Annotated in this window: 32 protein-coding genes; 15 read left to right on the top strand and 17 right to left on the bottom strand. The window is 60.2% G+C overall.

The window, feature by feature from the left end; genetic code table 11:
- Positions 1–100 precede the first annotated feature (100 nt).
- Both NLM31_RS36825 and NLM31_RS36820 read left to right on the top strand, forming a co-directional pair.
- Positions 101–751, top strand: coding sequence for a helix-turn-helix transcriptional regulator (locus NLM31_RS36825; RefSeq protein WP_254195407.1), 651 nt, complete (start codon positions 101–103; stop codon positions 749–751).
- Positions 748–1,341, top strand: coding sequence for a GNAT family N-acetyltransferase (locus NLM31_RS36820; protein ID WP_254195406.1), 594 nt, complete (start codon positions 748–750; stop codon positions 1,339–1,341). The genes NLM31_RS36825 and NLM31_RS36820 overlap by 4 nt, the downstream gene beginning before the upstream one ends.
- Positions 1,342–1,400: 59 nt before the next feature.
- On the opposite strand, the gene NLM31_RS36815 is transcribed toward NLM31_RS36820, so the two are convergent.
- Positions 1,401–2,660 (bottom strand): hypothetical protein, encoded by a 1,260-nt coding sequence (locus tag NLM31_RS36815; RefSeq protein WP_254195405.1) that lies wholly within the window; start codon positions 2,658–2,660, stop codon positions 1,401–1,403.
- A 199-nt stretch (positions 2,661–2,859) separates the two neighbouring features.
- Between NLM31_RS36815 and NLM31_RS36810 the strand changes: the two genes are divergently transcribed.
- From NLM31_RS36810 to NLM31_RS36800, 3 genes are read left to right on the top strand one after another with little or no spacing between them, the layout of a single operon-like run.
- A complete protein-coding gene (locus tag NLM31_RS36810) occupies positions 2,860–3,180 on the top strand; it encodes a hypothetical protein (RefSeq protein ID WP_254195404.1) in 321 nt (106 codons plus the stop codon).
- On the top strand, positions 3,158–4,555 hold the full coding sequence (locus NLM31_RS36805) for a type IV secretory system conjugative DNA transfer family protein (protein ID WP_254195403.1): 1,398 nt from the start codon (positions 3,158–3,160) through the stop codon (positions 4,553–4,555). The genes NLM31_RS36810 and NLM31_RS36805 overlap by 23 nt, the downstream gene beginning before the upstream one ends.
- 25 nt (positions 4,556–4,580) lie before the next feature.
- On the top strand, positions 4,581–4,961 hold the full coding sequence (locus tag NLM31_RS36800; RefSeq protein WP_254195402.1) for a hypothetical protein: 381 nt from the start codon (positions 4,581–4,583) through the stop codon (positions 4,959–4,961).
- A 67-nt stretch (positions 4,962–5,028) separates the two neighbouring features.
- Here the strand turns inward: NLM31_RS36800 and NLM31_RS36795 are convergent, their stop codons facing one another.
- Positions 5,029–5,565, bottom strand: a complete 537-nt coding sequence (locus NLM31_RS36795) for a hypothetical protein (protein WP_254195401.1) — start codon at positions 5,563–5,565, stop codon at positions 5,029–5,031.
- Positions 5,565–5,909 (bottom strand): hypothetical protein, encoded by a 345-nt coding sequence (locus NLM31_RS36790; protein WP_254195400.1) that lies wholly within the window; start codon positions 5,907–5,909, stop codon positions 5,565–5,567. The genes NLM31_RS36795 and NLM31_RS36790 overlap by 1 nt, the downstream gene beginning before the upstream one ends.
- A gap of 193 nt (positions 5,910–6,102) precedes the next feature.
- Here NLM31_RS36790 and NLM31_RS36785 point away from each other — a divergent pair, with 193 nt between their 5' ends.
- Both NLM31_RS36785 and NLM31_RS36780 read left to right on the top strand, forming a co-directional pair.
- Positions 6,103–7,077 carry a hypothetical protein gene (locus tag NLM31_RS36785; RefSeq protein ID WP_254195399.1) on the top strand — a complete coding sequence of 325 codons (975 nt, stop codon included), beginning with the start codon at positions 6,103–6,105 and terminating at the stop codon, positions 7,075–7,077.
- Positions 7,078–7,197: 120 nt separating this feature from the next.
- Positions 7,198–7,695: a hypothetical protein gene (locus NLM31_RS36780; protein WP_254195398.1), complete on the top strand. Its 498-nt coding sequence runs from the start codon at positions 7,198–7,200 to the stop codon at positions 7,693–7,695.
- Positions 7,696–7,705: 10 nt separating this feature from the next.
- On the opposite strand, the gene NLM31_RS36775 is transcribed toward NLM31_RS36780, so the two are convergent.
- From NLM31_RS36775 to NLM31_RS36755, 5 genes are all read right to left on the bottom strand, one after another.
- The gene (locus NLM31_RS36775) at positions 7,706–7,951 is read right to left on the bottom strand and encodes a hypothetical protein (RefSeq protein WP_254195397.1); all 246 of its coding nucleotides are present in this window, start codon (positions 7,949–7,951) and stop codon (positions 7,706–7,708) included.
- A gap of 349 nt (positions 7,952–8,300) precedes the next feature.
- A complete protein-coding gene (locus NLM31_RS36770; protein WP_254196331.1) occupies positions 8,301–9,851 on the bottom strand; it encodes a relaxase/mobilization nuclease domain-containing protein in 1,551 nt (516 codons plus the stop codon).
- Positions 9,841–10,245: a hypothetical protein gene (locus NLM31_RS36765; RefSeq protein ID WP_254195396.1), complete on the bottom strand. Its 405-nt coding sequence runs from the start codon at positions 10,243–10,245 to the stop codon at positions 9,841–9,843. Before NLM31_RS36765 ends, NLM31_RS36770 begins: the two co-directional genes overlap by 11 nt.
- A 530-nt stretch (positions 10,246–10,775) precedes the next feature.
- Complete coding sequence (locus tag NLM31_RS36760; RefSeq protein ID WP_254195395.1) at positions 10,776–11,003, bottom strand: hypothetical protein; 228 nt, start codon at positions 11,001–11,003, stop codon at positions 10,776–10,778.
- A gap of 294 nt (positions 11,004–11,297) precedes the next feature.
- Entirely contained in the window at positions 11,298–11,522 is a 225-nt protein-coding gene (locus tag NLM31_RS36755) for a hypothetical protein (RefSeq protein WP_254195394.1), read from the bottom strand.
- Between the two features lie 531 nt (positions 11,523–12,053).
- On the opposite strand from NLM31_RS36755, the gene NLM31_RS36750 reads away from it, so the two are divergent.
- The 3 genes from NLM31_RS36750 to NLM31_RS36740 all read left to right on the top strand — a co-directional run bounded on the left by NLM31_RS36750 (position 12,054) and on the right by NLM31_RS36740 (position 14,011).
- Positions 12,054–12,416 (top strand): hypothetical protein, encoded by a 363-nt coding sequence (locus NLM31_RS36750; RefSeq protein ID WP_254195393.1) that lies wholly within the window; start codon positions 12,054–12,056, stop codon positions 12,414–12,416.
- Positions 12,417–12,726: 310 nt separating this feature from the next.
- A complete protein-coding gene (locus NLM31_RS36745) occupies positions 12,727–13,434 on the top strand; it encodes a hypothetical protein (RefSeq protein ID WP_254195392.1) in 708 nt (235 codons plus the stop codon).
- Positions 13,435–13,624: 190 nt separating this feature from the next.
- Positions 13,625–14,011 carry a hypothetical protein gene (locus NLM31_RS36740; RefSeq protein WP_254195391.1) on the top strand — a complete coding sequence of 129 codons (387 nt, stop codon included), beginning with the start codon at positions 13,625–13,627 and terminating at the stop codon, positions 14,009–14,011.
- Positions 14,012–14,040: 29 nt separating this feature from the next.
- Here the strand turns inward: NLM31_RS36740 and NLM31_RS36735 are convergent, their stop codons facing one another.
- The 5 genes from NLM31_RS36735 to NLM31_RS36715 all read right to left on the bottom strand — a co-directional run bounded on the left by NLM31_RS36735 (position 14,041) and on the right by NLM31_RS36715 (position 18,507).
- A complete protein-coding gene (locus NLM31_RS36735; RefSeq protein ID WP_254195390.1) occupies positions 14,041–14,685 on the bottom strand; it encodes a DUF5710 domain-containing protein in 645 nt (214 codons plus the stop codon).
- A 1,077-nt stretch (positions 14,686–15,762) separates the two neighbouring features.
- On the bottom strand, positions 15,763–16,665 hold the full coding sequence (locus tag NLM31_RS36730; protein WP_254195389.1) for an ArdC family protein: 903 nt from the start codon (positions 16,663–16,665) through the stop codon (positions 15,763–15,765).
- Positions 16,666–17,066: 401 nt separating this feature from the next.
- On the bottom strand, positions 17,067–17,405 hold the full coding sequence (locus NLM31_RS36725) for a hypothetical protein (RefSeq protein WP_254195388.1): 339 nt from the start codon (positions 17,403–17,405) through the stop codon (positions 17,067–17,069).
- A 132-nt stretch (positions 17,406–17,537) separates the two neighbouring features.
- Positions 17,538–17,699, bottom strand: coding sequence for a hypothetical protein (locus NLM31_RS36720; protein WP_254195387.1), 162 nt, complete (start codon positions 17,697–17,699; stop codon positions 17,538–17,540).
- A gap of 484 nt (positions 17,700–18,183) precedes the next feature.
- On the bottom strand, positions 18,184–18,507 hold the full coding sequence (locus NLM31_RS36715) for a hypothetical protein (RefSeq protein ID WP_254195386.1): 324 nt from the start codon (positions 18,505–18,507) through the stop codon (positions 18,184–18,186).
- 383 nt (positions 18,508–18,890) lie between these two features.
- Between NLM31_RS36715 and NLM31_RS36710 the strand changes: the two genes are divergently transcribed.
- Positions 18,891–19,610: a tyrosine-type recombinase/integrase gene (locus tag NLM31_RS36710; RefSeq protein WP_254195385.1), complete on the top strand. Its 720-nt coding sequence runs from the start codon at positions 18,891–18,893 to the stop codon at positions 19,608–19,610.
- A 107-nt stretch (positions 19,611–19,717) separates the two neighbouring features.
- Here NLM31_RS36710 and NLM31_RS36705 read toward each other — a convergent pair whose 3' ends face one another.
- Positions 19,718–20,719: a zinc-dependent alcohol dehydrogenase family protein gene (locus NLM31_RS36705; protein WP_254195384.1), complete on the bottom strand. Its 1,002-nt coding sequence runs from the start codon at positions 20,717–20,719 to the stop codon at positions 19,718–19,720.
- A 74-nt stretch (positions 20,720–20,793) separates the two neighbouring features.
- Positions 20,794–21,420 (bottom strand): MBL fold metallo-hydrolase, encoded by a 627-nt coding sequence (locus NLM31_RS36700; RefSeq protein WP_254195383.1) that lies wholly within the window; start codon positions 21,418–21,420, stop codon positions 20,794–20,796.
- 30 nt (positions 21,421–21,450) lie between these two features.
- Between NLM31_RS36700 and NLM31_RS36695 the strand changes: the two genes are divergently transcribed.
- Positions 21,451–21,744 carry a hypothetical protein gene (locus NLM31_RS36695; protein WP_254195382.1) on the top strand — a complete coding sequence of 98 codons (294 nt, stop codon included), beginning with the start codon at positions 21,451–21,453 and terminating at the stop codon, positions 21,742–21,744.
- 86 nt (positions 21,745–21,830) lie between these two features.
- On the opposite strand, the gene NLM31_RS36690 is transcribed toward NLM31_RS36695, so the two are convergent.
- Positions 21,831–22,580: an SDR family oxidoreductase gene (locus NLM31_RS36690; protein ID WP_254195381.1), complete on the bottom strand. Its 750-nt coding sequence runs from the start codon at positions 22,578–22,580 to the stop codon at positions 21,831–21,833.
- Positions 22,581–22,755: 175 nt separating this feature from the next.
- Between NLM31_RS36690 and NLM31_RS36685 the strand changes: the two genes are divergently transcribed.
- The 3 genes from NLM31_RS36685 to NLM31_RS36675 are packed head-to-tail and all read left to right on the top strand — an operon-like array spanning position 22,756 to position 23,965.
- A complete protein-coding gene (locus NLM31_RS36685) occupies positions 22,756–23,328 on the top strand; it encodes a TetR/AcrR family transcriptional regulator (RefSeq protein ID WP_254195380.1) in 573 nt (190 codons plus the stop codon).
- Between the two features lie 46 nt (positions 23,329–23,374).
- Positions 23,375–23,707 (top strand): hypothetical protein, encoded by a 333-nt coding sequence (locus NLM31_RS36680; protein ID WP_254195379.1) that lies wholly within the window; start codon positions 23,375–23,377, stop codon positions 23,705–23,707.
- Positions 23,708–23,713: 6 nt separating this feature from the next.
- Positions 23,714–23,965, top strand: coding sequence for a tyrosine-type recombinase/integrase (locus NLM31_RS36675; protein WP_254195378.1), 252 nt, complete (start codon positions 23,714–23,716; stop codon positions 23,963–23,965).
- A gap of 75 nt (positions 23,966–24,040) precedes the next feature.
- On the opposite strand, the gene NLM31_RS36670 is transcribed toward NLM31_RS36675, so the two are convergent.
- Entirely contained in the window at positions 24,041–25,948 is a 1,908-nt protein-coding gene (locus NLM31_RS36670; protein ID WP_254195377.1) for a DUF262 domain-containing protein, read from the bottom strand.
- Between the last annotated feature and the right edge of the window lie 55 nt (positions 25,949–26,003).

Here is a 26,003-nt window from a genome sequence, read left to right as displayed (position 1 = left end):
GCGGTTTTTAGGTATGTATAGATCAATTGATAATACTTCGCGTTTGTGCTTTTCATGTATTTAAGTCTGAAAAACTCAGAATTTCAGACACTGGGGAGAGATGATTACACCTAGGCAAATCAAGGCTGCGCGTGCGCTGGCTGGTTGGACATTCGAACAGCTTGCCAAGAAAGCGAAATTGTCGACCGACACGATCACGAATGTCGAGCGCGGCCACACCCAAGCGCGCGAAGGTTCATTGGAGAGAATCGTTAGGGCCTTCGACGTCGAAGGTGTCGAATTCACCGAAAACGAAGGTGTCCGGCGAAAACCTGTTGGTGTCGAGATCTTCGAAGGACGAGAACGCTTCAGCGCCTTTTACGATTTTCTCTATGAGCATTTGAAATTACACGGTGGCGAAGTTTGCTTGACCGCGGTCAATGAAGGGATGTTCTCGAAATTTCGGAATGATCCCGATTTGCACCGTCGCAGAATGAAGGAGCTCGTCGATGCCGGAAGAATTACTGTTCGCATCTTAACTTCCGAAAGCGAATTCAAGTCGTCCTTTGCAACCTTCCGAAAAATTCCAATGGGCAGCCAGACGCCCACCTCATTCTATGCCTTTGGCAACTGCCTGGCCCTCATATCCTTTGATAGCGATCCTGCACCGTATGTCGTCTTGCACAAATCAGGGCCGTTTGCTGAGGCCTACAAACATTCATTCAACCTAACATGGGAGAACGCTGAGCTACCGCCCGTCACATTGGAATGAGCATAACTACAAAACCTTCTTCGGAATTTTTTACTAATTCGTACGCTATCGCTTCTGCGAAACCGACAACGGAAATTATTGATTTTCGTCCGCTCAATCCGGAAGATTTTCAGGCATTCCGAGCCATTCGTCTCGAAGCATTGAGCGGACCCGACGCCAAATATTTCGGCGCCTCTTACGAAAAAGAATCTGCGCAACCCGATGCCTCTTGGATCGAGCGTTGCCGTCAAACGACAGAGAAGGCGTTGTTCGGCGCGTTTCTGAGCGATCAAGTCGTTGGCGTCATGGCGGCAACAAAATCTGATAAGCACGAAAGAACGGTTTTGTGGGGTTCTGTCTATTTGCGACCTCAACATCGAAATCGCCATGTCGCCGAAAGACTGTATCAGATGCGGCAGCAATGGAGTGAGGCGCGCGGGTTGTTCGACCGAGCCATCTTCTTTATTCGCGAAGGGAACGAACGATCAACGGCGATCCATGTCAAAAATGGTGCGAAGGTCATCGGTCGAGAAGAGATGGATTTTGCTGATTGTTCGCGCGGGACAGCGTTATGGTTTGAAAAGAAGCTGACCGCGCATGGAATCACGTAAGGTTAGCTCTCGCTTCCTACCAGTCACGAGTATTCTGGACCCCACGTTCCTGCTCGCTGTCAGGCGCAGAGCGGACGTCCGCATCGAGTGATGGAGGTTGGTGGTGGGGCCGGTGGTGCAGGCGATGGCGAGGCTTGCGTCGTTGGCGCTGGCGGCTTGGGATCGGCGGCGTCGCGGAATGTCTTCTCGACCTCGACCATCAGCGGATCAGTGACGCCGCCATGCCAGAGTTCATCAAAATCGTCGCGAATGACCTGCTCCCAGCTTTTGCCGTTCAGGCTCTGTCCCATGTGGGCGAGGTAGATGGCCTTGGCCTCGTCGGTGCGGCCCAGCAACATGAGCGCATGTGCGCGGTTGGTTTCCGCCACAAGGCTCTTGGCATCGAGCTGGAGCGCGCGTTCGGCCGCAGCGAGCGCCTCCGCATATTCGTGGACAAAAAGCGCACGCCAAGCGACGGAGTTGAGGGCGCCGGACGTAAGAGGGCCGGGCTTGCCGGATTTTTTGGTCTCAAGGGCTTCAGCCCCCGTTTCGTAGCTTTTGGCTAGTTTGTAGGCCTCGTCGAAGTGTCGCGCCTTGTGCTCAATTCCCATCTGCTCAAGCATCTTCGTCAGGTTTGCAACTTCAAGGGCGGTGCTTGCCTTTTCCTCGGTTGCCCGTGCCTGGAATTTCGCCATTTTTGCAGCCGCCTGCTGGCGCTGCGCTTCGGTGACGGTGCATTCGTTCTTATGCTGTTGCACTTTGGCCAGGACAGCCTTCTGCCCCTCAGGATCACCGGATTTCATTTGATCGACCTCACCGAGCAATGACTGAAACCGCTCATCGCACGCCTTGGCGCGGGCGGCATAGGTTGGATCGCAGTCCCGCTCAAGGAGGTCGCTTGCGTCGAGAAGCTTGTTCATCGGCACGGTGTCAATCATAGCTTTCATGCGGGCGCTGCATTCTTCGGCGTGCCGCTTGCGGACTTCGGCATCGGCGATGGCGGTCGCGCTGATGATGTGCTGATTCCATTCCTGCCAACCGGCATAGCCGAGCACGGCCACGACCACCGCCTTGACGGCAAGCGACGCCGTCGCTCCCGCCCGGGACGAAGCTGGCGCTGCACCGTCGAAGATGGTCGTTATATCTTTCCGAAAGGTGGGGATCAGGAAGCGCGCGTGTGAAGCGACGGCGACGAGCGAACTGAGAGTCCCTGACAGCACGCCCGAACCGGGCGCGGACGTTGGTTGCTGTGAACCCGCTAGGGCGCGAGAAACGAGGATCTGGCTGACTTCGGTCTCGGTGTAGCCGGCCTTGCGCAGCGCGTCGCGCTCGGCATCCAATGGAGTCCCGGCAGGCTGATCCCCCTCTGGAGAAGTCATAGTAGCCCCCATTCCAGCAGCCGATCGTTTAGTCGGCCTGATAGGCAACCGTAAGCGACCTTGAGTCCCTGCTCAATCGGCGGTGGTTGAAATCTTCTTGAAATGCACTCCGCCGTGCCGGAGAATACGGCACATCAGGTACTCCCGGAGCCGTGCGGCCATGCCGTTTAATCCAAGTCGAAGGGCGGGCCGGATCGACGCGATGGGCTTCTTCCTCGCTTCGGTCCTGGCGGCGCTTGCGGCCGGTGGCGTCTACGCCGCACTCCATTTGGGATGGTTCCGCAGTGCCTGGGAATTAGGCGAATGGCTCGTCGCTGGGCTGGCCTTCCTTGCGGTCGGCCTCGGCATCCAGGGTGCCTCGGCGCCGCGCAACGCCAACGTCCACGGCACGGCGCGCCCCGCTTCGGAAGCCGAGGCGCAGGCGGTCGCACGCGGTGATACCAAGCTGGCCTCGCTGCATGACCGCACCTTCCCGGATTGAAGCGCCGGCCACCGATGGCGAGGGCATTACCCTTGGCCGGCACTATGACGACGCAAGCCAGCGCGTCGGCACCAAAATCCCTTACCAGGGCGAGCGGCACATGCTGCTGTTCGGGCCGAACGGGACGGGCAAGGGCACGCGCTTCCTGATCCCCAACCTGCTGACCATCAAGGACCGGTCGATCATCGTCATCGATCCGAAGGGTGAGCTGGCCGCCGTGACCGCCGCTTATCGCCGGACGGTTAGCGACGTCGTCATCCTCAACCCCTTCAATGTGCTGGGGCTGGGTTCGGCCGGGTTCAATCCTTTGGCAGCGCTTAATCCGGCTTCGCCGACCTTTTACGACGACGCGGCGGCGCTCGGCGAAGCGCTGATCAGGGTCGAGAGCAAGGACCCGCATTGGTCCGAGTCGGCGCAAAGCCTCATCGTCGGGCTGATCATGTGGGAGAAGCTACGCAACCGCGCCGCCGCCAATCTTGAGAATGTCCGCGAGCTGCTGACCGAACCCGATCGATGGGAAACTTACATTGGCGAAGACGGGAAGCCGCACGAGCGCCTGGTCGGCGGCCTGCGTTACACGGCGACGCAGATGGCCATCAACGGCGGCTATGAAATCGCCAGCCTCGCGTCGCGCTTCGCCGGGCGCGACACCAACGAGTTGGCCGGCATCCGCTCGACCGGCGATACGCAGACACGTTGGCTGCTGTCAAAACCGATGCGCGACGATCTTAAGAAGAAGCCGGGGGTGGATTTCCGGAAACTGAAGGAGAAGCCGACGACGGTCTACGTCATCCTGCCTGCTGAACGCATGCGCACGCATAGTACCTGGTTGCGGCTTATTGTCGTTTCGGCATTGCGCTCGCTTTACCAACCGGGGGGACTGCGAACCCTCCTGCTCATCGATGAGATGCCCGCCCTTGGCTCGCTCGGGCCGCTTGAAGATGCCTTCGGCCTGGTGCGCGGCTATAAGGTGCAGATCGCCGGCATCTGCCAGGACCTGGCGCAGCTCAAGGCACTCTACAACGAACGCTGGGAATCCTTCCTCGCCAATGCCGGGGTCGTGCAAGGGTTCGCGCCGAACGATCTCACCACGGCCGATTGGATGTCGCGCCGTGCCGGGCAAACCACCCTTATCGCCTCCAACACCAGCGAGAATATCGCGCATACCACGGGGCAGCGCAGCGAGGGCACGAGCTGGAACCAGGTCGGCCGCGCGCTCTACCTGCCGCACGAACTGATGGGCTTCACCGAAGGCACCGGCCTTTTCTGGCTTGCGGGGATGGCGAATGGCGTCCGCTTCTTCGCCCCGCCTTACTGGAAGATCGAGACCTGCGCCGAACGGGCAGCGAAAAATCCCTATTACGATGGGCAATAAGCCAGACGAACACCGGGAGGCAATAGTGGAAGACAAACGCCTGAGCGTTCTGAAGTCGATGAATGAACACTATGACCAACTCTACAAGCGCGTCCACTACCTGTTCGTTGGCCATGGAGCAGGATTGGTCGGGTGCCTCACCGTCCTTAAAGACTATGGCTCAACGCCACAGTACCGCGGCGTGGGTCTTCCGATTGTTCTGTTCGGAATTGGACTTGTCGCCGCGATCGTGAACTATATCACCCTGGCGTTTTCACAGATGGTCGCGAAAGACACTGTTTTGGGTGGCCCTGTGCGAGAGCCGTCCATGACCGTCTTCTGGATTCACTATGGAGCAATGGCGATCTCGATTATCGCCTTCATCGTTGCCCTGGTCATCATCGTGGGACATGCAGCATCGTTGTGAGGCGGCACAGTCTTGCCATCGATGCCTCGAACTGTGCCTTCACGACGCGCCGTTTATGCCGTGCTGCTTAGACGTGTAACAAGAAGCCATCATCGATTTCCGCCACGATAAAGGGTGGGGCGGGGCGATCGGGTTCGTCGTCGTTCTCAAAAATCATGCCCTGCGCTGGAATATAGACCGGGCCTTCCGCGCAGTTTTCCGCAAGCGACGCCACCCAACCCGCCGCCCGGCCAATGTTCAGGCGCTCCGCATACCGGTCGGAAATCGACTCGCCTTCCGCGAAAAGCATGTAGGCCATGTGCAGTTTCAAGAGCGGGTCGTCGGGACGGTTGTCCGGCAAGGTATAATAAGTGAAGCCGGTCGGCAGGTGGCGTAGGACGCCGCGCCAATCCCGGCGTGCCGGGTCGATGGCCTGATAATGCCAGTCTGAAACCGCGACACAGCGCCGATAGGCTAGAAAATGGTCTGGCCTGCAAGAAAAATGAACCGGCGGACATAGCCGGCGAAATGCAACAGGATCGCGGGATCGCGCGAAGGTCAGCCAAGGCCAAAGCGCAGCGACGGTTGCCAGGCCTGCCAGCACGGTGCGACGATTGAGTTTCATCACGGGTCCACCTTCCAAAAACGCTCCTCCGGCGAAATGGCCGCGCGATAGGCAAGCACGCGTTCCACCTGGCGAAGGAAGAGCGGCAGGTTACGATCATCGGGCCGCTCGTTCATCATCGGCAACAGCGTTTCGTCGCGGAATTCGAGCCATCGCGCCGTCGGGCTGAACGTTCCGGGCGGGTGAATCAGATAATCAAGCGGGTCAGGACAGTCATCCGGGCAGTTGTGAGGATGTTGCAGGAAAAGCTGCGCCCGGCGCCTGCGCTCGGGCGCAGCGTCGGGCTCTTGCTCCAGGAGATAATCGTAGTCGTGACAAGCGAAGGGAGGTTCGTCGGTCGTCATGGTCGCGGCGCTCGCCCTGCTAGGTGGCTTCCCTGGTGGCGGCCAGCACTGAATCACGATCGGATTACGCGGTCACGCGGAAATTGGAAGCAGATCAGCCGCGCCGACATCGGTCTGGTCGTTGACAATCAGGACTTTGGGTTTTGGGGGCAAGCCAGCTACTATATGGCCTATGCAGACAAGTCCGAACACCATGTCCGATTACGCTTATCCAGTCGCGCAATGCGACGTGCCTCTCGAAAGGCGCGGCGCGCTTCAGTCGTACCGCGACAAGCGGCGCTTGTGGTTGTCATGGATCGATACGGATGAACATCACGCGATCTGGAGCGTGCTATCGTCCATGGTCTGGACCGATGTCGCTTTCAAGATGCTGGCGCAGTTCGCGACCAACGATGAAAACAACGCCCTCAATAACACGCTGATTGGCCAGGCGCTGATCGATGGCCAGATCGCGACGCAGATTCTGGCGATCCGCCGTCTGATGGATAACGGCAACAGTGACATCATCTCACTTCGACGGTTGGTCAAGGATCTGCGGCGCAATTTCCATCTGTTGACGCGCGAGAATTACGTCTGCTTCGATGGCCTGCCCTACGATTACGAGGCGGTGCAGCTCCGGGAAATGCTGGCGCAGGCCGGAAAGGGAGCGTTTTGGGGACAAAAAGCGGGGCCGGGCGCCCATGGCCCGTCGCGCATGGCGCACGAGCAATTCGACCGCTTGGCAGGCATCGATCCCGCCCAACGAAGCCGCGAGGATCGTCTGCCTCTATCCCTTCTTACGACCATCGAGCGGTGGCTTGACGACAGCGGCGCGGACGAACTCGCACAATGGAGTCATGCCTATCTTGCGCATGCAGGCGGGCCGGAATCCCGAAAACGCATCGACGACCTCGTCGTCACCGGGAACAAAATCACAGACGCGATCAAGGCGCTGGCGCGCGTGACCGAAGCGATATCGGCGTGGTTGCTCTGGGCAGGTGGCCGCTCGCATAGCCTGATGCCGGTCGCGCAATTCGATCCGTTCGAAAGGCTCGACAGGCCGATCATGGACGCGGGCGGTGCCGACGCGGCCTATAAGCGCTGGGACCAGCTCAGTGACGAGCGGGACCATTACCTTGACGGCGTCGATGACGAGTTGATCGGATGCGCAAAATCGGGCACACCCTGACGCATGAAGCATCAGGTTAGGCAATTCAAGAGCCTTGCGGTAGCGCTGAAGGAGCTCGAACCGTTCGTCCGCAACGGCGCGCACCTCCAGACTGGCAAGCCGTTCGACAAGTTCGGCGGCATGCGTTCGCGCGAGATTCTGGCGAACTGGCTCGTCTGCGCCGCCGCGAATGCTGTGACCGAAGGCGAGCTGACCTTTTGCAGCGATCCGACCGGCGGCGACGGGATCATCTGCGATGTCAAAGCCGGCGAGACCTGGCCAACCGAACATGTCATGGTGCCGAGGCTTCGCCCCGGCGAAACCGGCGACGCCGCGACGCTGATCCTGGACGCGATCAACCTGAAGCGCAAGAAAGGCGGCGCGGCTTACGCGGAAGGCAAGACCCTAATCGTGTTTCTTGAAGCCGACGCTGGCCGCTGGTATCCGAACCAGGTGGCCAAGCAGTTGCCCAATCCACTGCTATTCGCAACGGTGTGGGTCGTCGGCCTGCAAGGAGTTGAGGACGGCGAATATGTGTACGGTGTGACCAATCTGGACCTGACCGAAGGCAAGGTGCCAACACTGCTGGTTCGCGTCAGCCGCGATTTCAGCTCCTGGCAGGTGACGCAGATTCAATAAATGCCGGCCATCACGACGGCCCCGGATCATCCTTGCCCGCCTTTGGCGTCGGCCGTGCGGGACGCTCTGCCCGTTGCCGTTCCTCGGCGGTACGCCAGCGATCGAGCAAAGCGCGCATAGCGACGGCCTGCTCGTTGGCAATGGCCTGAAGGGCGGCAGCGAGGTCGCGGGGCGATACGCTGCCGCGCGCGGCTGCCATCCGCGCGGCGTAGTGGGCAAGCAACGCGGCAAGCTCGCTTTGGAATTCGAGCGACACGCTGGGCAGCGCGCTTGCTTCACCTCCGTCACCGCCGGGATTTGATGACGGCCTCTGCACCGATGACGCACCAGCAATGTGCGTACGCCGTTGATCGGGATCGCTATGTGGCGGCGTGAAAGGACGAAACACCTTATTGGCCTCGACCACGAGGGAGGGTGGTTTGTGTGCACGTCCAATTTGAAAGTGGCCCTGTCCTTGCGACCTGATCGGAAACCGCCGCCGTGCTCTGCGTCGTGCCGTTAGGTTGCGCGCGGCGCGGCGGAAGCTTCGCCTGTCGAGTTTGGCTCTCGCCTTCGGGTGGGGTGTTCCTGCGCTTGGCTCCGGCGCTTCCCCTGCGCCGGGCCGTTTATCGCGATCGCTCTCGCCCGCGATCCCGCTCGATGCGGTCACGCTCAAATTCGGCATCACGTTCGGTTTCTTGCGGGATCTCGCGCGACAATTGCCGCATGAGTTCCTGCCGGCGTTGCGATTGGGCGTCGGCCTGCTGTTCGTGCGGCGCAGGGCCGGGCGTCTTCGGGCGCGGCGTCGAGCTTTCTCCGATCAGGGCTTTGAACAGCCCATCGGCGACTTTCACAGCGGGACCAGCGACACGGGTACGCGATCGTTTCGGTCCTGAAGCCTGCGGAGTTCTCGGCTGGTCGATGGCTCGTTTGGTCTGCCGAGCTTGCCACGCGCTTTCCCGCCGTTCACGCTGCACCCCGATCGCTTCCGCCACGCTGTAGAGCGAGAATGGATTGACGCGGGCGAAGCGCTGCCGGACATCGGCGGCTCTAACCCCCTCGACGCGACGCGCGACGCTATGCACGCCGCCTTTCGGATCAATCGCCACGAAGTCGCGCCGGTCGCCGCGCGCCAGTATCCAGCCTTTCTTCTCAAGCGCCGCCTGGAACGCCGGGCCTGTCTTGGTCCGCCTCCAGGTTTCGGTCATGAACACCTTCGCCGCCGCCGCGCGGACGGCAGCGGACTCGGCCTGACGTTGTTCCTCCATCTTCGCCTTGGCGATGGCGGCGCCGGCAAGCTTGTCCTCCCAGACGAGCTGCTCGCGCTCCGGCGTCACCTGCTGCATCGGCTCCGGCCTCGCCGCCGCCTGGCGTTCGCGTTGGAGCTGCTTGGCCTCGGCGACCGAGTGGAGCGTTTTCGGGTCCAGGTCGGCGAAACGTTGCCGGACATCGGCGGCCTTCGCCCCTTCGACGCGGCGCGCGACGCTGTGCACGCCGCCCTTGGGATCGATCGCGACAATGTCGCGCCGATCGCCCCGCGCCAACATCCACCCGTTCTCTTCAAGCGCCGCCTGAAACTCCTTGCCGTCCGTCGTCTCGCGCCAGATACCCGTCATGAATTCCTTCACGGCCTTGGCGCTGACGCCCGTGCGGTCGGCTTGCAGCATCTCGGCGTGGCCCGGCGTGCGCGGTGGACGCGGCTGGCCGTCGCGTTCGACATGCGCGCCCTGGACCCGTTCGTGCCCGAACTCCCGCTCGAGATCGCGGGCGACCTGCTCGTGCTTGCGATAATTGTGGCTGTCGCTGATCGCCGTCATGCGGTCGAGGTCGATCCGCGACCAGACGATATGGCAGTGTTCGCGGCCTTCCTTCCTGTGGAGCACGACGGCGCGCGCCTGGCCGTAAAGGCCCAGCTCCGCCTCCAGCCGGTCGATCGCCCGGACACGCTGCTCATCCGTAAGCGGCTCGTCCTCACGCGTGTTGATCGAGGCGTGGTAAAATGGCTTGGTTGTGCGGGTGCCGGCGGCGACCGCCTCCATCTCCAGAAGCGCCCCGCGAAGGTCTTGGGCCACGACGCCCCGTAGCTCCTTAACTTCGGCACGCTCGTTGGTGTCGGTGCGCAGGAGGTGCCTGGCGAGACGCTGAAACCCGGCGCAGGATGTACCCTTATTGATCACGGCCAAGCGCCTTGATCAGGGCATCGCGCATTTCGACCATCTGCTGGCGAAGCGCGGCCAGTTCGGCCAGGCCCGGAATCCGCCGGTCACGATTGAAGGCGTAGGCGAGCTGGTTGATGTTGGAGCCGATCTTGCCGAGATGGCCAAGCAGGCGCGCCAGCTCCTTGCGCTCGATCGGCGGCCGGCGCACCGCGCGCGGACCGGCATCCCCAAGGGCGAGGGCGCGTAGATAGGCCCCGATGCTGAGGCCGGCCTGGCGTGCCGCCTCGTCGATCCTGTCCCGCTCTTCTGCGGTGCATCGCATGGAAATAAAGCTGGTCTTCGCGTCGCCAACGCGGCGGCGGCCTCGCCACGGGGCCGCATGTCTGCTACGAGGATTCGCAGCCTCGCTCATCGCCGGGCGCCCCCTTCTCGCCGGTCTATGTCGCTTGTACGCCGTACGCCGCCTGGGGATGCAACGGGGGCTCGCCCCCTTGCCAAGCGTGATGTGGAGCGGAAGGGCCGGAGGCCATTCCGTGTAACATCACATGGCTTGCACCGCTTCTTATTCGCAACAACTAATTTATCACATCACCACCATCCGTCCGCTTAAGAACAGCCCCATCACGCAAAATTTTGTCCATCATTCGCACCGCATTCGTCACGCCGCCGCCCGTCTCAATCCTGATCCGCAGCGTTGCACCCGCTCGATCATAGTTCAGCATTTCAGGACAATTGGATAAGCCGGAAGACCGCCAAAAGGCTTTGCGACGCGGCGAGGCTGGACGTGTAGTCCTGCGATGCACACCGCTCCGGTCATGGGTCCGGGCGGTGCATTCAGGCGCATGCAAGGCGGCGGGCTGTTCGTTAATGCCCGGAGCGGAAGCCGCTTCCGCAAAGCCCCCGCCGGAAACATCCGGCGGGGGCGGCCCGGCATGGCCGTGGCTAGGCGTGTCCGGCCTCGCTGGCGGCTGCGTCGTAGACGATTTGTCCGAGTGACTGAACCACCGCGCGGACGACCATCTCCTGAGCCGCCATCCCTTTTGCCTGCGCGGCGGCTTCGAAGAATACCCATGTCTCTTTCGTGAAAAGCAGGGCAAGTTGGTCCCCAACGACAGCCCATTCGAGGGTCAGCTTGGGTATGCCGGGGGAGGACGTATGTTTTTTCGTCATGAGGAATTCTCCTTTCTTGATGTTGGGCTTGCGGTGAAGCCGGTAGGTGCAGAGGATCGACGGCCTTAGCGGGGGGCAAGAAAAGAATTTTTTGCAAAGCCCGTAAGGGTCGCGCTTGCGCGAGGTCTTGACGGCAAGCGAAGCGAAGCGGTCAAGACCCGGCGCGAAAAATTGTTTTCTTGAGCGAGCCGAAGGCTCGCGGCCGCCCGGTATGGACGGCGATACTCTGCGAGCCGCCTTCCTGTCTTGGGCGGTGAAAGAAAAAAGGGGCCGCCCGAAGGCGGCCCCGAAGGCTTAGGCGGCTTCGCCCGCCGTTTCGCCGGACTCTTCGGTCTCGGCCTTTGGCTTGCGGATGACAATGTCCGCGTCTGGATTGAGCGGGAGATAGTCGAGCTTCATGCTGAAGCCTTCGCCATCTTCGTGAGGCCAGATGGCCCCGATCGGCTGCCAGAAGTTACCCTTCTTGCCCTTGGTCACGGCGTAGACGCGGTGGCTCGGAGGGGTGGTGTTCTTGCTCATGCGATGTTCCTTTCGTCTTGATGTGAAGCCATGCACCATGCGCGGCTTCGATGGGGTGCCGTGGCCCGCGCGGAAAAGCGGCGTTGTCAAAAAGGGCCGAAGGCCCGTCCGTAATGGGGTGGGGGCCCCTGTTCGGTTTTGACAACGACGCGCGCGCGGGCATAAGCCCCATCAATGCGAAGCCGCCGGTGCTTGGCGTCTCATGACGAAAGGAATGTCGATTAAATGAGCTGCAACACCTCCCGGCCGACACTGGGTATTGCCCCGTGCCCATGAAGGGCGAGCAGCTGGTAGCTGCGAGCGGTGCGCGGGACACGATGCGCGGCGAGGCGACACTGAAGTGAACGACATCCCGCTCTACGGCACGGTAGTCTCACCGCAAACAAGACCAAGAGCAAAGAGTCTGGCGTGGTAACGAGCTGCCGTCCGCCCGGTGAGCGGACGGCAGCCCAAGAATCTGGCCTGAGCCATGATCCGGCCACGATCATCAGGAGCACTGCTGATAGGTTGCTGATCCAAGCGAGAGTGGGCGTGAGCATGACGATCGAGACGGTTACCATTCCCATCGTCCGGACGCCCAAATCGAACGGTACTGTTCCGGTCGACCTCGTCGAAGCGATGTCTGTGGTCGCCGCGTCTCGCGCCACGCGCGCGATCATCAAAGCCTACGCAGCGGCCGGCGTGACAGGCAACCTCATCGTTCCGCTCGTGACGGACTGTCCGGTTGACCCGGCCACGCTCGGCCGCGCCATGCGGCAAGTCTGGAAAGCCGCACTACAAGGCGCTGAAAACGGAGACGCCGTGCGCGTTGAACTCCGACCTAATAGGGGCGCGGACGTGGTGGACATCATCGCAGGACCTGCGACGGACGTCCGTACCGATAAGGCGAGTTAGACCGGCTTCCCATCGCCGTGCGTCATTCGTAGACCGGCCAGCCCAAGGTTAAGACCAACATGGACATCGAAGCGGGAGGCCCAAGGCTAAGGCTCGCTCGCTTCGGGCGCACGGGCCAGGAAGTGCATCGATCGATCTGCATTTTTCCCTTCCCGCAAAGCCATTTCCGGTTACGGCACCTAGATTGCACCGGTTAGGCCGCTTGAAAATCGACGGATTCCTAAAGGCGGGTAGTCCGTTTAGAATCGAGGTCTACGGAAATCTCCGCCCCGAAATTGTCAGCTGACAATTCCTCTTTGGGAGACATTACATGCAGCCAGAAATCCTCTCATTCGTGGACGACCTGCGGGCGCTGGGCATGACCGACCCTCCAAGGAAGCACTGGCTATTTCAACCGACTGTCACAGTGTGCCGCTGGCAAGACCCCGAGACCGGCACGGTCTATGGTCTCCGCCCGCCACTTCCCTTGGCGACAGACCAGCAGTGGCTGAGTTACGGGGCAGACTTTATTGATCCGTTGCTCCGCAGGCACCATGGAGACCAACGGCTCCAGCTTCATAGCCGGCTGGTCCAGGAAGTGATGGCGTGGCGTAGTGCGCAGCCTCCCGAACTGCGAGTATGGCGCGAGGACCCGACCGCCGGGCCGACCGATCCACTTGAATGGCTCTACAACGAAAACCCTTGGATCGCCGCGGAGTTGGAAACCGTGCTCGTGGACCGGGAGTTCTGGCGGGGGGCGCATCCGACGCCACCCCTACCGTTCCTCGTCGGAGTCTGGTGGACGGAGGCTCATCCAAGGGCGTCAACCGAATGGTGGAAGCATCGGCAGCAGGAGATGCGGTCTTACGCCGAATTTCACGCCGAAGAGAATGGGGTACGTCGCTACAGCTTCAACCGCTATCTCGAACATATGGACTATCTTCTGGCGTGGCGGGAGCTCGTTCCGGCCGATCAGCGACCGTGGTGGACGCGGAGCAAAGAGCTTGTGCTGCGGCGTCCCGGCATAAGCTTCCACTGAGTGGGGACCGACCCAGCGACGTCGCTTGCACATCGGGATTGGGAGATTCACATTCCCGGCAACCATGGGGGGTTCGATGGCACTAACCCGAAGATCTCTGCTTCACGGGACGGCTTCTGTAGCACTTGCGGCGGTTCCGCTACCGGCCTTGCAAGCTGCCCCGCTGAGCGTGCCGAAGGCTGAAGCCTCCTTGTTGCTGGAATCCTTATTGGCTGCTTCGGCGATTGAATCCTGGTCCCGCAATCGCTCCGCCACATGGTGGAAGGTCGATCAGCTGCGGGAAGAGCTTGTGCAGCTTCAATTGGCCGAGCACGGTTACGACTATGCGCTGCCGCGACCGGGCGATCCGCCGAATTTCGGGGGCTTCTCGCGCTTCATGCAGATTTGGGAAGGGTTGCCTCTTGGGAAACAAGTGGCGGTCGTTATGAAGGCCGTCGCCGGCCGCTTCGAAACCGCACGCGAGGCCAATCAGGTCGCCGCCTATCTTCTCGTCGCGTTCAACCGCGACGCCCCCGGCGACTGGTATGAAGACAAGCTGCAATGGGCGCTGTGCGCCCTGCGCAACGCGGCCGGGTAAGCGCGGCGATCATCGCTTGCCGGTCTCGGTTAGCGGTGTTGTGGGAGAAAAGGATCGAAGCCATACCCCAAGAGGTCACTTTGGAAACCGCTGCTGCAGTCAAATGGCAGGTCGTGATCTTGCAGTGTAATTCCCTCGGCAAGCCGTCCAGTCTTTTCATCGTTCAGGGGCACAGCCAACTTATCCTGAAGAGACCCGCAAAATCTGCAGTGATTGAAAAGCTTTCTGAATCGATGACCATTGATTAGCCCAAACTTATATTCGGGCACGGTCGATTGTACGGCCGACAAAGCTGTATCTGAGATAGACTTAATATAGTGAACGGCCGCCGTAATCCGTTGTTGAATCCATCCCATGATAAGTTCTTCCTCAGAACCTTCGGTCTCTTCGATCACATCGACCGTGCCCCAAATTTCCCAACCCGGCGACAACACAATAGTGGCTATATCGGTGAGGGAAGAGCACCAGCGGCAATTCTGTTTGCGCACGGCTACACTGAAATTAGTGCTGCGGATATTGAATGAGGGCGCAGGGAGAATGAACCACTTTTCAAATGGAGCAGGATCAACGCCGTCGGGAACGTACCAAATTCCATTGATGGAATCCCATTTTGCGCCCAGCGCCTCAGCTTCATTACGAAGAGGCGGAAAAACAGAGAGGTCTACACGCGGCATGGGCAATCCAAAAAACATTGATAAAGCGGCAATGGGACATTTTATACCGCAAGCAACTCATGCTTGTCATAAGGTTTCGCCTCTGGCTTCGCCGTCGTGGCCCCCCAATCATGTGGCGTCCGCCTGATCGGCGGAAGCGGCTTCAAGCGATTCCCGATTCTGAAAGCGCCATCAATTCGAAACCGCCGGTGCTGGTTGCCCTGACGAAGGGAACAGCGCGAAGGCGGGAACGTCGCCCCGCCGCGGCCAAAGAGCAAAAGCCGGATCGAGAACCTTAGGCCGGAATAAAACGAGGCTGTGGAGCCAAAACAGACCGGAGCAAGCTATAGAAACCACCAAGGAGTTTTGGACGTTGCAGTGAGGTTTGTCGGCCACAAAACGCGCCCGCGATTGATGACGTCTGGAGCCTTGCGTCGCGCCAATCACCAGGCCCAACTCTTGTTTAGAGCGGGGCGCTCTATCAGAAAACGGCCACGCACTACGTGACAGTGGCAATCGAACGCCAAAAGATGATATTTTACCGGCAAGTAATACAATCAACTTGGGAGGATTTATGCAGCACGCAGGGATATGCGGAGGGTGCGGCAATCAGGTAGCAAAAGACTTTAATGTGTGTGGCGCGTGTCGTGCCGTTTGGAAAAATCCTTTTGCCCCATGGGAAAAGGCGTATCCATACGTCTCGGTCGGCGTTGGCTTTCTGATAGCTTTCGCATTCTACGACATTTACGACTTCACCATCAGCATGTCGCGACTGGCCGTCGTATTCGTCATTGCCTCCCTGCTCGCTTATTTCGCGTTGTTCTGCTTCTTGAGTATATTCTCAAAATACCGATGGTGGCTCTAACGTACTGCATGCGATGAAGTTGCGCTCGGAAGCAAGCGGCGATTACTCTCAAGGCCGTCGCCCGGCGCTTTGAAACCGCACGCGAGGCCAATCAGGCCGCCGCCTATATTCTCGTCGCGTTCAACCGCGACGCCCCCGGCGAGTGGTATGAAGACAAGTTGCAATGGGCGTTGTGCGCCCTGCGTGCCACGAAGGGGTAAGCGCGGCGATCCATGATCGCCGCGCCGCTATTTTCATGCGGTACCCGCTTGAACCGGGGCCGGTTTCTGCAAGCCGTGCAGGAAGTCGGCAGCGCGTTGTGCATGCGATGCGGCGGCGAAAATCGCGCGGCTGTCGTTTTTTAAGGCCTTGAGCCAACCCTCGATGTAAGAGGCGTGTTCGTCGCGCAGCGAAGGCGTCAGTTCGAGGTCGGCGGAGAGGAAGGCCGCGCCGAGTTCGGCGACCAGTTCCTCCATCGCGTAACCCTCGTCGCCAAACCGCTTGCGGCCAAAGTCGCGGTCAAGCCGCGTCGGGTGCCTTGTCCAATGGGTGACTTCGTGGCCGAGGGTTGCGTAATAGGATTCGACGTCGCGGAAAAATTCGAGGGGCGGCATCTGCACATGGTCGGTGCTGATGCTGTAACAGGCGTGCTTGCCGCCGTGCCGTATGGTGACGCCCGTCGCGGCAAAGAACGCTTCCACCCGCGCGATGCGCTGAATGGTCGGCGTGACCGGCGCAGGTTTGGCGTAATAGAGGTCGGATAATCCGTCGATCTGCTCGGCGTTGAAAACGGTGTAACCCTTCATGAAGGGAATGGCGCGTTCGCTTTCTTCGCCCGTCTTGGCGTCCGTCTCGGTGCGCGTGATCTTGTCGGCATAAACGACGAGGCTGCCCTTTTCGCCCTTGCGGACGTGGGCTTTTAGTTCCAGCGCCTGCTTGAACGTCATCCAGACGGGCGAGGCGTAGCCGTTCGCCATCGCTTGCATCCAGAGCGCAAGGACGTTGACGCCGCGATAAGCCACGCCGTTATGGCGCAGCGGCCGGGCAACGCGTCCCTCCGTGTGTCGCGCGTTCCATGGCTGGTGCCACGGGCGAACGCCGTTCTCCAACGCGCGGACAATCTGGTCCGTGATTTCCTGATAGATGTCCCTTCTCATTTCTCGCCTCTTTCGGTGCTGGTTGCAGCTGCTGCTGCAACCCTGCCCGTCGGCGAGACCGGGGGTAGCAAGCGCAAGGAGGCTCCGGACGCAGAACGCCGAGGCTCCGCCCGAGGGGCCCCTTCTTCAGGGGATGCGGGTGGATGCGGCGTTCCGCGTTGGGATGCCTTGCGCGCGCGAGGGGCCTGGCCCCTTAGAAAAACAAAAAGGAAAACGGCGCATCAGGCGAAGCGCGACGGCGTGCTCGCTGCAAGAAGCTCAATAAGCTGTGCGTCAGGGATGGAAGCCCGGAGGGCGGAGACGCCTTCGGCTCCGTTCACGACAGCCCGCCCGCGCATGGCGCGGGGACGCTACGACCCTCAATAATTGAGCGGGGCGTTTGACCTGGCCGAAAACTGGGTCTATCCGGCCTTCAGGCGCACCGCGATCCCATCCTTGAGTGCGGCCAGTTCGGCCGCGCGAGGTAACGCGCTGCTTTTCTGTTTGCTGCGGATCGCGTCGACGAGGTCCATGCGAAAGTCGCGGGTTAGGTCGGCCGTGGTGTAGGGGTCCAGGAGTTCATAGGCCATCCGGATTGCGTACGTGCGGGCTTGGCTGACGCTTCGATGCCACGGCGGTCCGCGCCGGATGCGTGCAACCGGCACGTCATGGCGATCGCCGACCGTCTCACAGATCAGGGCCAATTGCCGCGCGCGCGGCAATGTCTTCCAGAGTTCCCAAGGGTCGCCAGGATCGGGCATATCGTTCCTCGCCGAAGAAGCGGTTGTCGTGCCAGGACGCGGCGATCCGTCCGCTGTGTTTGCGCTTCCACCGGTGGGCGGCCCGGTTATCCGGGCCGCCTGCGCTCGGTCCGCCGATCGATGGCGGGTTGATTACTTGTTTTCGTTCTGCTGCTTCTGCCAGTTGTAGTTATTGATATAGGCCTGGTATGCGGCATCCGAGTTGAACTGCGTATGGCTTGCAGGGCCGCAGCCCTGGTTGGCGTCGTTTTGGCCCTGCTGCGTGGGGCTGGTGCTGCTGTTGTTATCGCTCACCGTCAATTCTCCTGTGGCTTTGGTTGGGTCCCGCGATTGATACGTTCGGTTTCCGCACGTCGCGGGCCGGTGCGGAAATGGGCGGCTAACGGGGGCAAACCTTTTTGCATTCCTGCCGTTCGGTGCTGCAATATTGCAGGGCCATCCGCTCGTTCAAAAACCCACCCGGCTCGCGGGCTGCCTGGACGCAATTCCGGTATCGGATATCGCAATCGCATGGCGCGGGGAGCTGGGCTAGTTCTACAGGCTGCGGTGGGGGACTGTTCTTAACAGGCGTAGAGTCGGCGGCGACCGCAGGCGTTGCAGCAATGACGACGAAAGCCGCTGCAAGGATTCGCTTTCTTAGCACGGTAATCTCCTCAGATTTTCGCTAACGACCCGTGTGGTACGGGCCAGCAAGACATTTGGCGCGATGAATGTCGTGAGACCGGGCGGCGGATGACCGCGATACGCGTCACTTCCGCGTTCGCCGCCATCCCTTCTTTCAGTTGTTGCATCCCTCTTGGGGCTTGCCTGGTTTGCAGGCTATGCGCCGCAGCTCAGTCACGAGATAGGTTCCGGCCTCCTGCGAGGCCGCATCCGGTGACATGCCGCCGCGTATTTTCTCGACGGTCCTGCGAGCGGCCTCGGTGCAGATGGTCTCGACGGCCTCATGAGTTACGCGAAACGGTAGTTTGGCGACCATCTGCTCACAGCCTTGCTCCATGGAAGCTTGGGCGGCAGCGACCGCCGCTTCATCGGCGCGGGCGGTTGGCAAGCTGATGGCGAAGCCGATGCATGACACGGCCAGTGCGATAACGAGCTTCATTTCTGGTCACCCTCCGTGGCGCGTAGCCGGCGACCGAACTTCGCCGGCGGTACAGCCCGAAAATGCTTTCGCGCAGAGGCCCATGCATTCGTGGATGGTGTTGCCCTGGCTGAACGTCGATTGCCCGACCTCGCACAAGGTCTTGCATCGGCAGTGCCCGTTGCTGATTTGACCGGAGCGAGGTCCGACCTGTTGCGCCAATGCCGGGGTCGGCAGGACCACAGCCAGCGTCGAGGCGGCCATGAGGCTTATGGCGCCTACAAGGCGGATATACTTGGGAAAAGGCGCTTTTTTACTTCCGAATACATCGCGTATTCTGAAACGAAATCGCCAATTCTGTTTCAGGACGCAGATATCCTTTGATTGGACGACTCGAAGGGGGTATGAATACGGCGATCGACGCCACAGTTCGCCATAACCTACTGAAGGAGATGGGGGTTCTATGCTGCAACACTATTGGCGATATTGTTGCGGAGCCTCCTTTGCTCAATCACCGTCCCGGCTTTCGGATGACCCTTCACGGGGTCGGCGGCGCGCGCAAATATCTCAACGCCGCCGAGCGCCAACGCTTCATCCGGGCGGCGCAGCACGCCCCACGTGAAATCCGTCTCTTCTGCCTGACATTAGTATGGGGCGGCGCCCGCATCTCGGAGGCGCTCGGCGTCACCGCTGCAGCGATCGACCTGGACCGGGCCGTCGTCACCTTCAAGACCCTGAAGCGCCGGGCGCCGGGAATTGTCCGCGAGGTGCCGTTGCCTCCGCGTGTCGTCGCCGATCTCAATCGCGCTTTCGGCCTTCGCCGGTTGCAGCGCGATCCGACGTTAGCATACCGGCGACTCTGGGGCTGGAGCCGTACCACGGCCTGGCGATATGTGAAGGCGGTGATGCGGTCGGCGGGACTTTCGGGCGTCGCTGCCGTGCCGAAAGGCCTTCGCCATTCCTTCGGGGTTGCCGCCTTCCGGGCGAACATTCCGCCGCATCTCGTACAACGCTGGCTCGGTCACGCTTCCCTCGAAACCACGGCCATCTACGCCGATGTCAGCGGCCCCGAGGAGCGCGAGTTTGCCGCCCGCATGTGGCGGAGGTCGGCGCGGCGGCACTGACGGTGATCCGGCGGCCGGCCAAGGCCGGCAGGCGGCGAGCCCGCGCGATCCAATACCTTGTGCCGGAGCTCCTCGACCCGAGGAGGCCCGTTGCTCGCAAGAAAGCACTAACCGACTTTAACCACGATCTTGCCGATCTGATTATTCGATTCCATGTAGCGATGCGCTTCGACGATCTCGTCCAACTTGAATATCTTCGCGATTTTCGGCCTGAACCGGCCATCACTCAAACGCTCGAATATGTAATTCGTCGCCTTTGTCATTACCTCCGCATCTTTCAATATCTCCGAGATGCCGAAAGCGCGAATGGAAAGCGCGTTCATCATGGCCGGCCAGACCGGGTAAGGCGTCGGGCTCAGATCGAGCAGACCATAGGCAAAATAGATCCCTTTGTACGCGGCCGTTTGTGCAAGGGCTTCAATACCCTTGCCGAGGACAGGATCGAAGATAATCCGGGCGCCTTTGCCGCCGGTGATTTTATCGACACGTTTGACCACGTCTTCATCGTTGCTGACGATGACATGATCGAACCCTAGAGAAAGCAGGTCGGCTTTCTTCTTCGCCGTCCGCGTTAGGCCAATACTTATGGCGCCCTCGGCCTTCACCATTTCCATGGCTGCAAGCGCAATGCTGCTGCTCGCTGCGGGAAGCACGACAAAATCGCCGCGCGCGACGGCGCCCAGATGAATCATCGCTCCATAGGCCGTGAGATACTGCATCCAGATCGACGCGGCTTCTTCGGGCGAGAGGATTTCCGGGTACGGTGTGAGCGCGGTGACAGGTACGACAGCCACTTCACCGTAGACACCGTGTGAACCGAAATTGAAATTGGGCAGTGTGCTAAACGACTTTCCGATGAGGCTCGTGTCGACACCCGGACCAACCGCTTCGACGACGCCCGAAGCCTCATAGCCGAGCTTCGACGGAAATTGAGGTTGGATGATGTAGTATCCCTTCCGGAATAACGCCTCCGCGCGGTTCAAGGCAAACGCCCCTACGCGCAGTCGTACTTCGTCTTTGCCAGGCTCTGGGATCGGAAGCTCTTCGACTTTCAAAACGTCCGGCCCCCCGAGCCGATGGAAGCGGACGACCTTTGCGGTGTTAGGCATGGATGTTTCCTAAATGGTGGATATTCGCTTGCTGGACGAACGCTGATTTCGGATTTGCCGGCATTCAGTCACGCTCAAGGCTGATGACCGAGCCTGACGACCATCTTCGGATGACGTTCGCTCAGCGCCTTCAAAGCGAGCAGGCTCTTCCGTTCCTCGTCGCGGTCGAATGTAAAACTTCCAGGTTCGACGCCATGCTCCCAACCCCAGCGCGTGTGGCAGGCGTCACCAGTAAGGAGCACCGGACCGTTCGGCGTGCGGGCGAGATAGGAGACATGGCCCGCCGTATGTCCGGGGGTCAGGATGGCGAACAACGAGCCGTCACCGAAGACGTCAATCACCCCTTCGAATTTCCCCTCCAGGTCCTTGGTGAACTGGAATTCCTGAATCGCGGGCCGGCCCTCAAAGAAGGCGTCTTCCATCCCCTCGACAAAGAAGTTCTCCGCCTTCTTCTCCTCGGCTTCTCCCGGACCCGTGTAGAACGGCACATCCTTCGGGATGTCCGCCATCCCCGAGATATGATCGAGATGAAGATGGGTCATGAGCACCCCTTTGAGGGGAGCGCCTTCCGATTTGATGGCGGAGGCGGGGTCTTCGCGGACCTGCATCTTGTCAAGCTTCGCGAAGTTGCGCACCACCCATCCAACGCCGAGGCTCTTAGGGTCTTCGACAAACCGCTTCGAAACGCCGGTGTCGACCATGTAAAATCCTTGGGTCGGATGCTTCAGGAGATGCGTGTAAATCTGGATCGGCTCCTCATGGTCCTTGAGTCCCGCCTGGATGGCTTGCGGGTCTTTCAGATTGATCAGCCTGATAGGTCGGCGACCCAATCCGCGCTGGCGACCGTCCTGACCTCGATCGGTCCCGGCTTATCGATCAACGCCTCCATGGCCGATGAGCTAACCGGCTTGCCGAGGCTGGCGCGCGTCGTTGGATGGGACGTCTGTGAGCAGGCCGAAAGCACCGCGATGATGAAAGCGGAAATCAGCAGGTATTTTGATCGACGAAGCATAGTCTGTTCCTAATCCTTCTCTTGGGCGCAGCCGAGCGGGCGAGCGGCGCGCTCGCCTAGCTGAAGTGTCTTCACCCTGTTAGATTGAATTGTCGGCGCTCAAACCTGAGCCCAGCCCCCATCAACGCACAATTCGCTGCCCGTCAGGTAGGACGCGTCATCCGAGGCGAGAAACAGGACGGCTTTTGCGATCTCATCGACGGTGCCGCTGCGATGCATAGGAATCTGTGCATGCACCTGGGTCTTCGTCTGCTCGATCATCTCTTCGCTCACGCCCGATTTACGGGCTTGATTGGTGTCGATGTAGCCGGGTGCCATGGCGTTCACCCGGATGCCCTTTTCGGTCAGTTCGGCGGTGAGCGACCGTGCCAGCGAGCGAATGGCCGCTTTGCCTGCCGAATAGACGCTGACGTAGGGCATGCCTTTCGTAGTCAAAGTCGTGGTGTTGAGGACGATCGAGCCGCCGGAGGCCATGAGCGGCAGGAGCTTCTGCACCGTGAAGTAGGTTCCCTTGAACGTACAGGCCATCGTGAAATCGAATTCTTCCTCCGACATGTACGCGAACATGTTCGGTCGCGCCGCACCGGCGTTCGCGAAGATGATGTCGACACGGCCGTGCTTTCTCTCAACAAATTCGCGAAGCGCGTCGATGTCCGCCATCTTGGCAATATCGCAGCCGATCGCGTCGGCGCCGTTTCCGATGCCCTGCGCCGCGGCATCGAGCCTCGCCTGATCGCGGCCGGTGATGACGACCTTTGCGCCTTCGCGCGCGAACAGCTTGGCTGTCGCCAGTCCCATCCCATCGCTGCCGCCGGTGATAACCGCGACCTTTCCGTCCAATTTGCCCATATTCGTCTCCTGATGCGTGTTAACCATCTCGTCGGCAACCGCATCGTTGCGGGGTCGCGGGGTCAGGAGTAAGATATGAGCGATCCTTCAGGTTTGGAATTCGCTTATGGGAAATGCCCCTCAACCGTCGCTAACCCCCCGGAAATCCCCGCGTCAGGGCCGCTCGATCGCCACCTTGGACGCCATTTTCGAGGCAACCATTCAGGTTTTAATCAGCGATGGACTCATGCGCCTGAACACCACGCGCGTGGCGCAGCGGGCAGGCGTTTCGGTCGGAACGCTGTACCAATATTATCCGAACAAGGAGGCGTTGCTCTTCGCGGTGTTGCAGCGGCACCTCGCCTTGCTGGTAGACGCAATCGAGAAAGCCTGTAACGACAACCAAGGCGCTACGATCGAAATCGCCGCCGAGGCCGTGGTGAAGGCCTATCTTCACGCGAAGATGGCGCAAGCCGAGATCTCTCCGGCCCTCTACCGCATCTCCATCGAACTTGACGCACGCGAGCTGATGGACGTGGCGACCCGGCGGAGTGCAAAGGCGATCGAGGCGATGTTGACCGGGACTGGTAACGGCCGTTTCACCAACCCAAGCTTGCTCGCTCAAACCCTGACCGCAGCGCTTTATGGAACGGTGCCGGCCTTCTGCCATCAGGTTTTGAGTGCCGCGAATGGTATCGAGGCCGAAAAGCAGCTTACGATTATGTTTCGTTCCTATCTGGTTGCCCACCAAGGCGGCGCGCCGAAGTAACGTGTTAGTACATGGGCAGCCGCACGCGGTCCTCCTATAAGGTGGCATGATGATCGAGACGCACACGATTGCGACCTGGAACGACGGGGACGCTGACGGTGGTCCGCCGCCGCTTCAGCTTGTCGACGCGCTTCAGCATTTTGGCAAGTCGCGCGCAACGAAGCTTCTGATCCGGCGCGGCGAGGCGAGCAAGGTTCGTTGTGAACTGCGTGTCCCGCTTTTGCGCGACTGTCGGGTACGCTCCGATGAATTGGGTCGCGCATTGCGGAAGGTCTGGCGTGCGGCGATAGACGCGGCCGAACCCGGCGACCGCTTTGTCATTGACCTTCATATCGGACCGGATTCCCGGCTTGTGGTTCAGGCCGCGCGTAGCTCGTGACGGGTGATGGCGAGGCGCTCTCTTTATTGCACTACGATCATCCAGAGTCTGGGTCTTGAAGTCATCGCCGCCGTGCCGAAAGGTCTTCGCCATTCCTTCGGGGTTGCCGCCTTCCGGGCCAACATTCCGCCGCATCTCGTACAACGCTGGCTCGGTCACGCTTCCCTCGAAACCACGGCCATCTACGCCGATGTCAGCGGCCGCGAGGAGCGCGAGTTTGCCGCCCGCATGTGGCGGAGGTCGGCGCCGCGACGGTGAAAGCTGAGACGCCTTTGCGGCTCGGGGCGCGTGCGCTCTCAGAGCCTGGCCTGGCAACGCGGGAGGCGCGCCAAGCTACTCAGCCGCTATCGTGTATTCAGCTTCGAGATTATCCTCGTCAACGTCAACATCCTCACCTTCTTCCGGATAGCTTCCGGCATATGCGAGCTTGCCGGTCGCCTGCTCGATAAGAGCGAGCAGTTGTTTTTGGCGATCCGCCATAAACTCGTCGAAGCGGTCGGCACGCAACAAGGCGCAATCAATCAGATGGGACTTGAGATATCCATCGAGTCTCTGGCCCTCGATGGGCGGAACCGTGCTGGTGCCCTTCTCAAGCTTCGCGATATACTCGGATGGCGCAACACCTCCAATAATCCTGTTGGTGCGATAGCATAGCGGCGTCTTGTTGATAATTGAATCGTACACCTTCGGCTTGATGCCGTTCTTCTTGCACCAGTCCTGGGGGAAGATGTGGTGTATGTCGACGTTCTCGCCAAAAAACACCGTGTGATCGAACTTCTGGCCCGAGCGAAAATCTTGTGCGCCCACCTTCATGAGAAGAGCATTGACGCCCTTGTAAGCGGCTGACAATCGCATCCGCATGGTCTTCAGGCGGTCAGCTCGGAAAAGCGTTTCACTCACAGTCGACGGTTCAGGTCCGCCATTCAGCCAAGCCGGAACTTCCATAAAGTCGCGCGCGATGCGCGTCTCGACGGCGGAGCCATAAAGCTCGCCAAAGACGCCATTCCAGTACCAGCGCTCGATCTTGGCACGGGTCGCGTCGTGTTCCCACGCGTCGCCTATGTCCGCCAAGATCGCGGCCAGCGGCACCACTTGCGACTGATACGGAAGATCAAATATCCGATAAATGTGGAGCATGTGGAGAAACTTGGCGGCTTGAATAAAGCCGCGCTCCACCTGGGTTTCGTATTTCTTGTATTCGGACAGTGGTAGATTCAGAAGTGCTTGTCTGTTCCCCGACACGGCGGGAAGTTCTTTCCCTTGCTTGCCGGCGGCTTCCGCGGCACGCCGGCAATCGCGCGTGTAGAAGAGCGAGATCGCTTGCAGAAAGTCGGTGTTGCTAACGCCGGCAATGATGCCGGTCTTTGCCCCAGCCGGCCGAAGCGCCTCCGTGAGACGGTGATGGCGCCCGGGAGTCCGCTCATCTCCAAACCAGTCCTTGCGCAACTCGTGCCCTGAAGCGGCATACATCGCCGTAACAAGTTCGAAGGCATCCAGCGGCTTACCGCCGGTATTCACCTTCTCGAAGACGACGCATACGGCTTCTTTTGAGGTTGATCGGTCAAGCGCAATGACGGGAACGCGGTAGTATTTGAAGTTTTCCAGAACCTGCCGTTTGAATGCTCGAAATTCCTCACGCACGGATTCATGTTGGTCACCGCGCCAATAGGCGTCGAATCCATCTTGCCACTTGTCCCAATCGAAGACCTTGGTGACAGGGTACATAAGTCGGGCATATTCCTGCTCCGGGGTCGAAAGGTCGAGTTCGACGGTGCGACCGAAGTCGGTCCGGACGATGCGATCCTCTGGAATCCCGACGATCGCCTCTTCGCGATCCATGGAAGCATCGAGCGCTTTGCGGATGTCGATGTAGAACCATCGCTTCACGCGTTTTTTCTTTGGCGTCTCGGTTTCAACGACCTTGCTGCGGAGCGTCACCTGGTAAAGCGATGTCATACGCTGCTGGCCGTCCAACAACAGCGATTGCGGCGAAACGCCTCTCGCTTCGACCGGAGCCCCTTCGACTGGCCTCGGCTTGAAGTTAACCGGGCCGCCTGTATCAAGTGACATCAGCGCGCCCACAGGAAATGCTCGGGACACTGATGCTATAAGACTCTTGATGCGATCTTCGTCCCAAACCCAGCTGCGTTGGAAGTCGGGTAACTGGATGAGACCTTTCTGGCAGTCATCGAGAAGCTTGTGCAGATCGAATGGATTTGTCTGAAACGTCGAGCCGGCCATTTTAAGAAACCTCGTTCCGATTGGCGGGCATCGGCAGTAGCGGCGGCGCAATCCA

The sequence above is a fragment of the Bradyrhizobium sp. CCGUVB4N genome (genome assembly GCF_024199945.1).
Classification (GTDB): Bacteria; Pseudomonadota; Alphaproteobacteria; order Rhizobiales; family Xanthobacteraceae; genus Bradyrhizobium.
The sequence above is the reverse complement of the archived record's forward strand: the minus strand, read 5'-3'. Positions and strand labels throughout refer to the sequence as shown.

Coding starts and splice junctions, on each gene's coding strand:
- NLM31_RS36725 (WP_254195388.1), bottom strand. CDS start 17,405: ATGCCCGATCCTGGCGACCCTTGGGAACTCTGGAAGACATTGCCGCGC.
- NLM31_RS36820 (WP_254195406.1), top strand. CDS start 748: ATGAGCATAACTACAAAACCTTCTTCGGAATTTTTTACTAATTCGTAC.
- NLM31_RS36715 (WP_254195386.1), bottom strand. CDS start 18,507: ATGAAGCTCGTTATCGCACTGGCCGTGTCATGCATCGGCTTCGCCATC.
- NLM31_RS36825 (WP_254195407.1), top strand. CDS start 101: ATGATTACACCTAGGCAAATCAAGGCTGCGCGTGCGCTGGCTGGTTGG.
- NLM31_RS36695 (WP_254195382.1), top strand. CDS start 21,451: ATGCGTGTAAATCTGGATCGGCTCCTCATGGTCCTTGAGTCCCGCCTG.
- NLM31_RS36690 (WP_254195381.1), bottom strand. CDS start 22,580: ATGGGCAAATTGGACGGAAAGGTCGCGGTTATCACCGGCGGCAGCGAT.
- NLM31_RS36730 (WP_254195389.1), bottom strand. CDS start 16,665: ATGAGAAGGGACATCTATCAGGAAATCACGGACCAGATTGTCCGCGCG.
- NLM31_RS36780 (WP_254195398.1), top strand. CDS start 7,198: ATGCGTTCGCGCGAGATTCTGGCGAACTGGCTCGTCTGCGCCGCCGCG.
- NLM31_RS36700 (WP_254195383.1), bottom strand. CDS start 21,420: ATGGTCGACACCGGCGTTTCGAAGCGGTTTGTCGAAGACCCTAAGAGC.
- NLM31_RS36765 (WP_254195396.1), bottom strand. CDS start 10,245: ATGAGCGAGGCTGCGAATCCTCGTAGCAGACATGCGGCCCCGTGGCGA.
- NLM31_RS36675 (WP_254195378.1), top strand. CDS start 23,714: ATGGCGAGGCGCTCTCTTTATTGCACTACGATCATCCAGAGTCTGGGT.
- NLM31_RS36670 (WP_254195377.1), bottom strand. CDS start 25,948: ATGGCCGGCTCGACGTTTCAGACAAATCCATTCGATCTGCACAAGCTT.
- NLM31_RS36680 (WP_254195379.1), top strand. CDS start 23,375: ATGATGATCGAGACGCACACGATTGCGACCTGGAACGACGGGGACGCT.
- NLM31_RS36745 (WP_254195392.1), top strand. CDS start 12,727: ATGCAGCCAGAAATCCTCTCATTCGTGGACGACCTGCGGGCGCTGGGC.
- NLM31_RS36795 (WP_254195401.1), bottom strand. CDS start 5,565: ATGAAACTCAATCGTCGCACCGTGCTGGCAGGCCTGGCAACCGTCGCT.
- NLM31_RS36710 (WP_254195385.1), top strand. CDS start 18,891: ATGAATACGGCGATCGACGCCACAGTTCGCCATAACCTACTGAAGGAG.
- NLM31_RS36805 (WP_254195403.1), top strand. CDS start 3,158: ATGACCGCACCTTCCCGGATTGAAGCGCCGGCCACCGATGGCGAGGGC.
- NLM31_RS36810 (WP_254195404.1), top strand. CDS start 2,860: ATGCCGTTTAATCCAAGTCGAAGGGCGGGCCGGATCGACGCGATGGGC.
- NLM31_RS36760 (WP_254195395.1), bottom strand. CDS start 11,003: ATGACGAAAAAACATACGTCCTCCCCCGGCATACCCAAGCTGACCCTC.
- NLM31_RS36705 (WP_254195384.1), bottom strand. CDS start 20,719: ATGCCTAACACCGCAAAGGTCGTCCGCTTCCATCGGCTCGGGGGGCCG.
- NLM31_RS36785 (WP_254195399.1), top strand. CDS start 6,103: ATGTCCGATTACGCTTATCCAGTCGCGCAATGCGACGTGCCTCTCGAA.
- NLM31_RS36735 (WP_254195390.1), bottom strand. CDS start 14,685: ATGCCGCGTGTAGACCTCTCTGTTTTTCCGCCTCTTCGTAATGAAGCT.
- NLM31_RS36755 (WP_254195394.1), bottom strand. CDS start 11,522: ATGAGCAAGAACACCACCCCTCCGAGCCACCGCGTCTACGCCGTGACC.
- NLM31_RS36790 (WP_254195400.1), bottom strand. CDS start 5,909: ATGACGACCGACGAACCTCCCTTCGCTTGTCACGACTACGATTATCTC.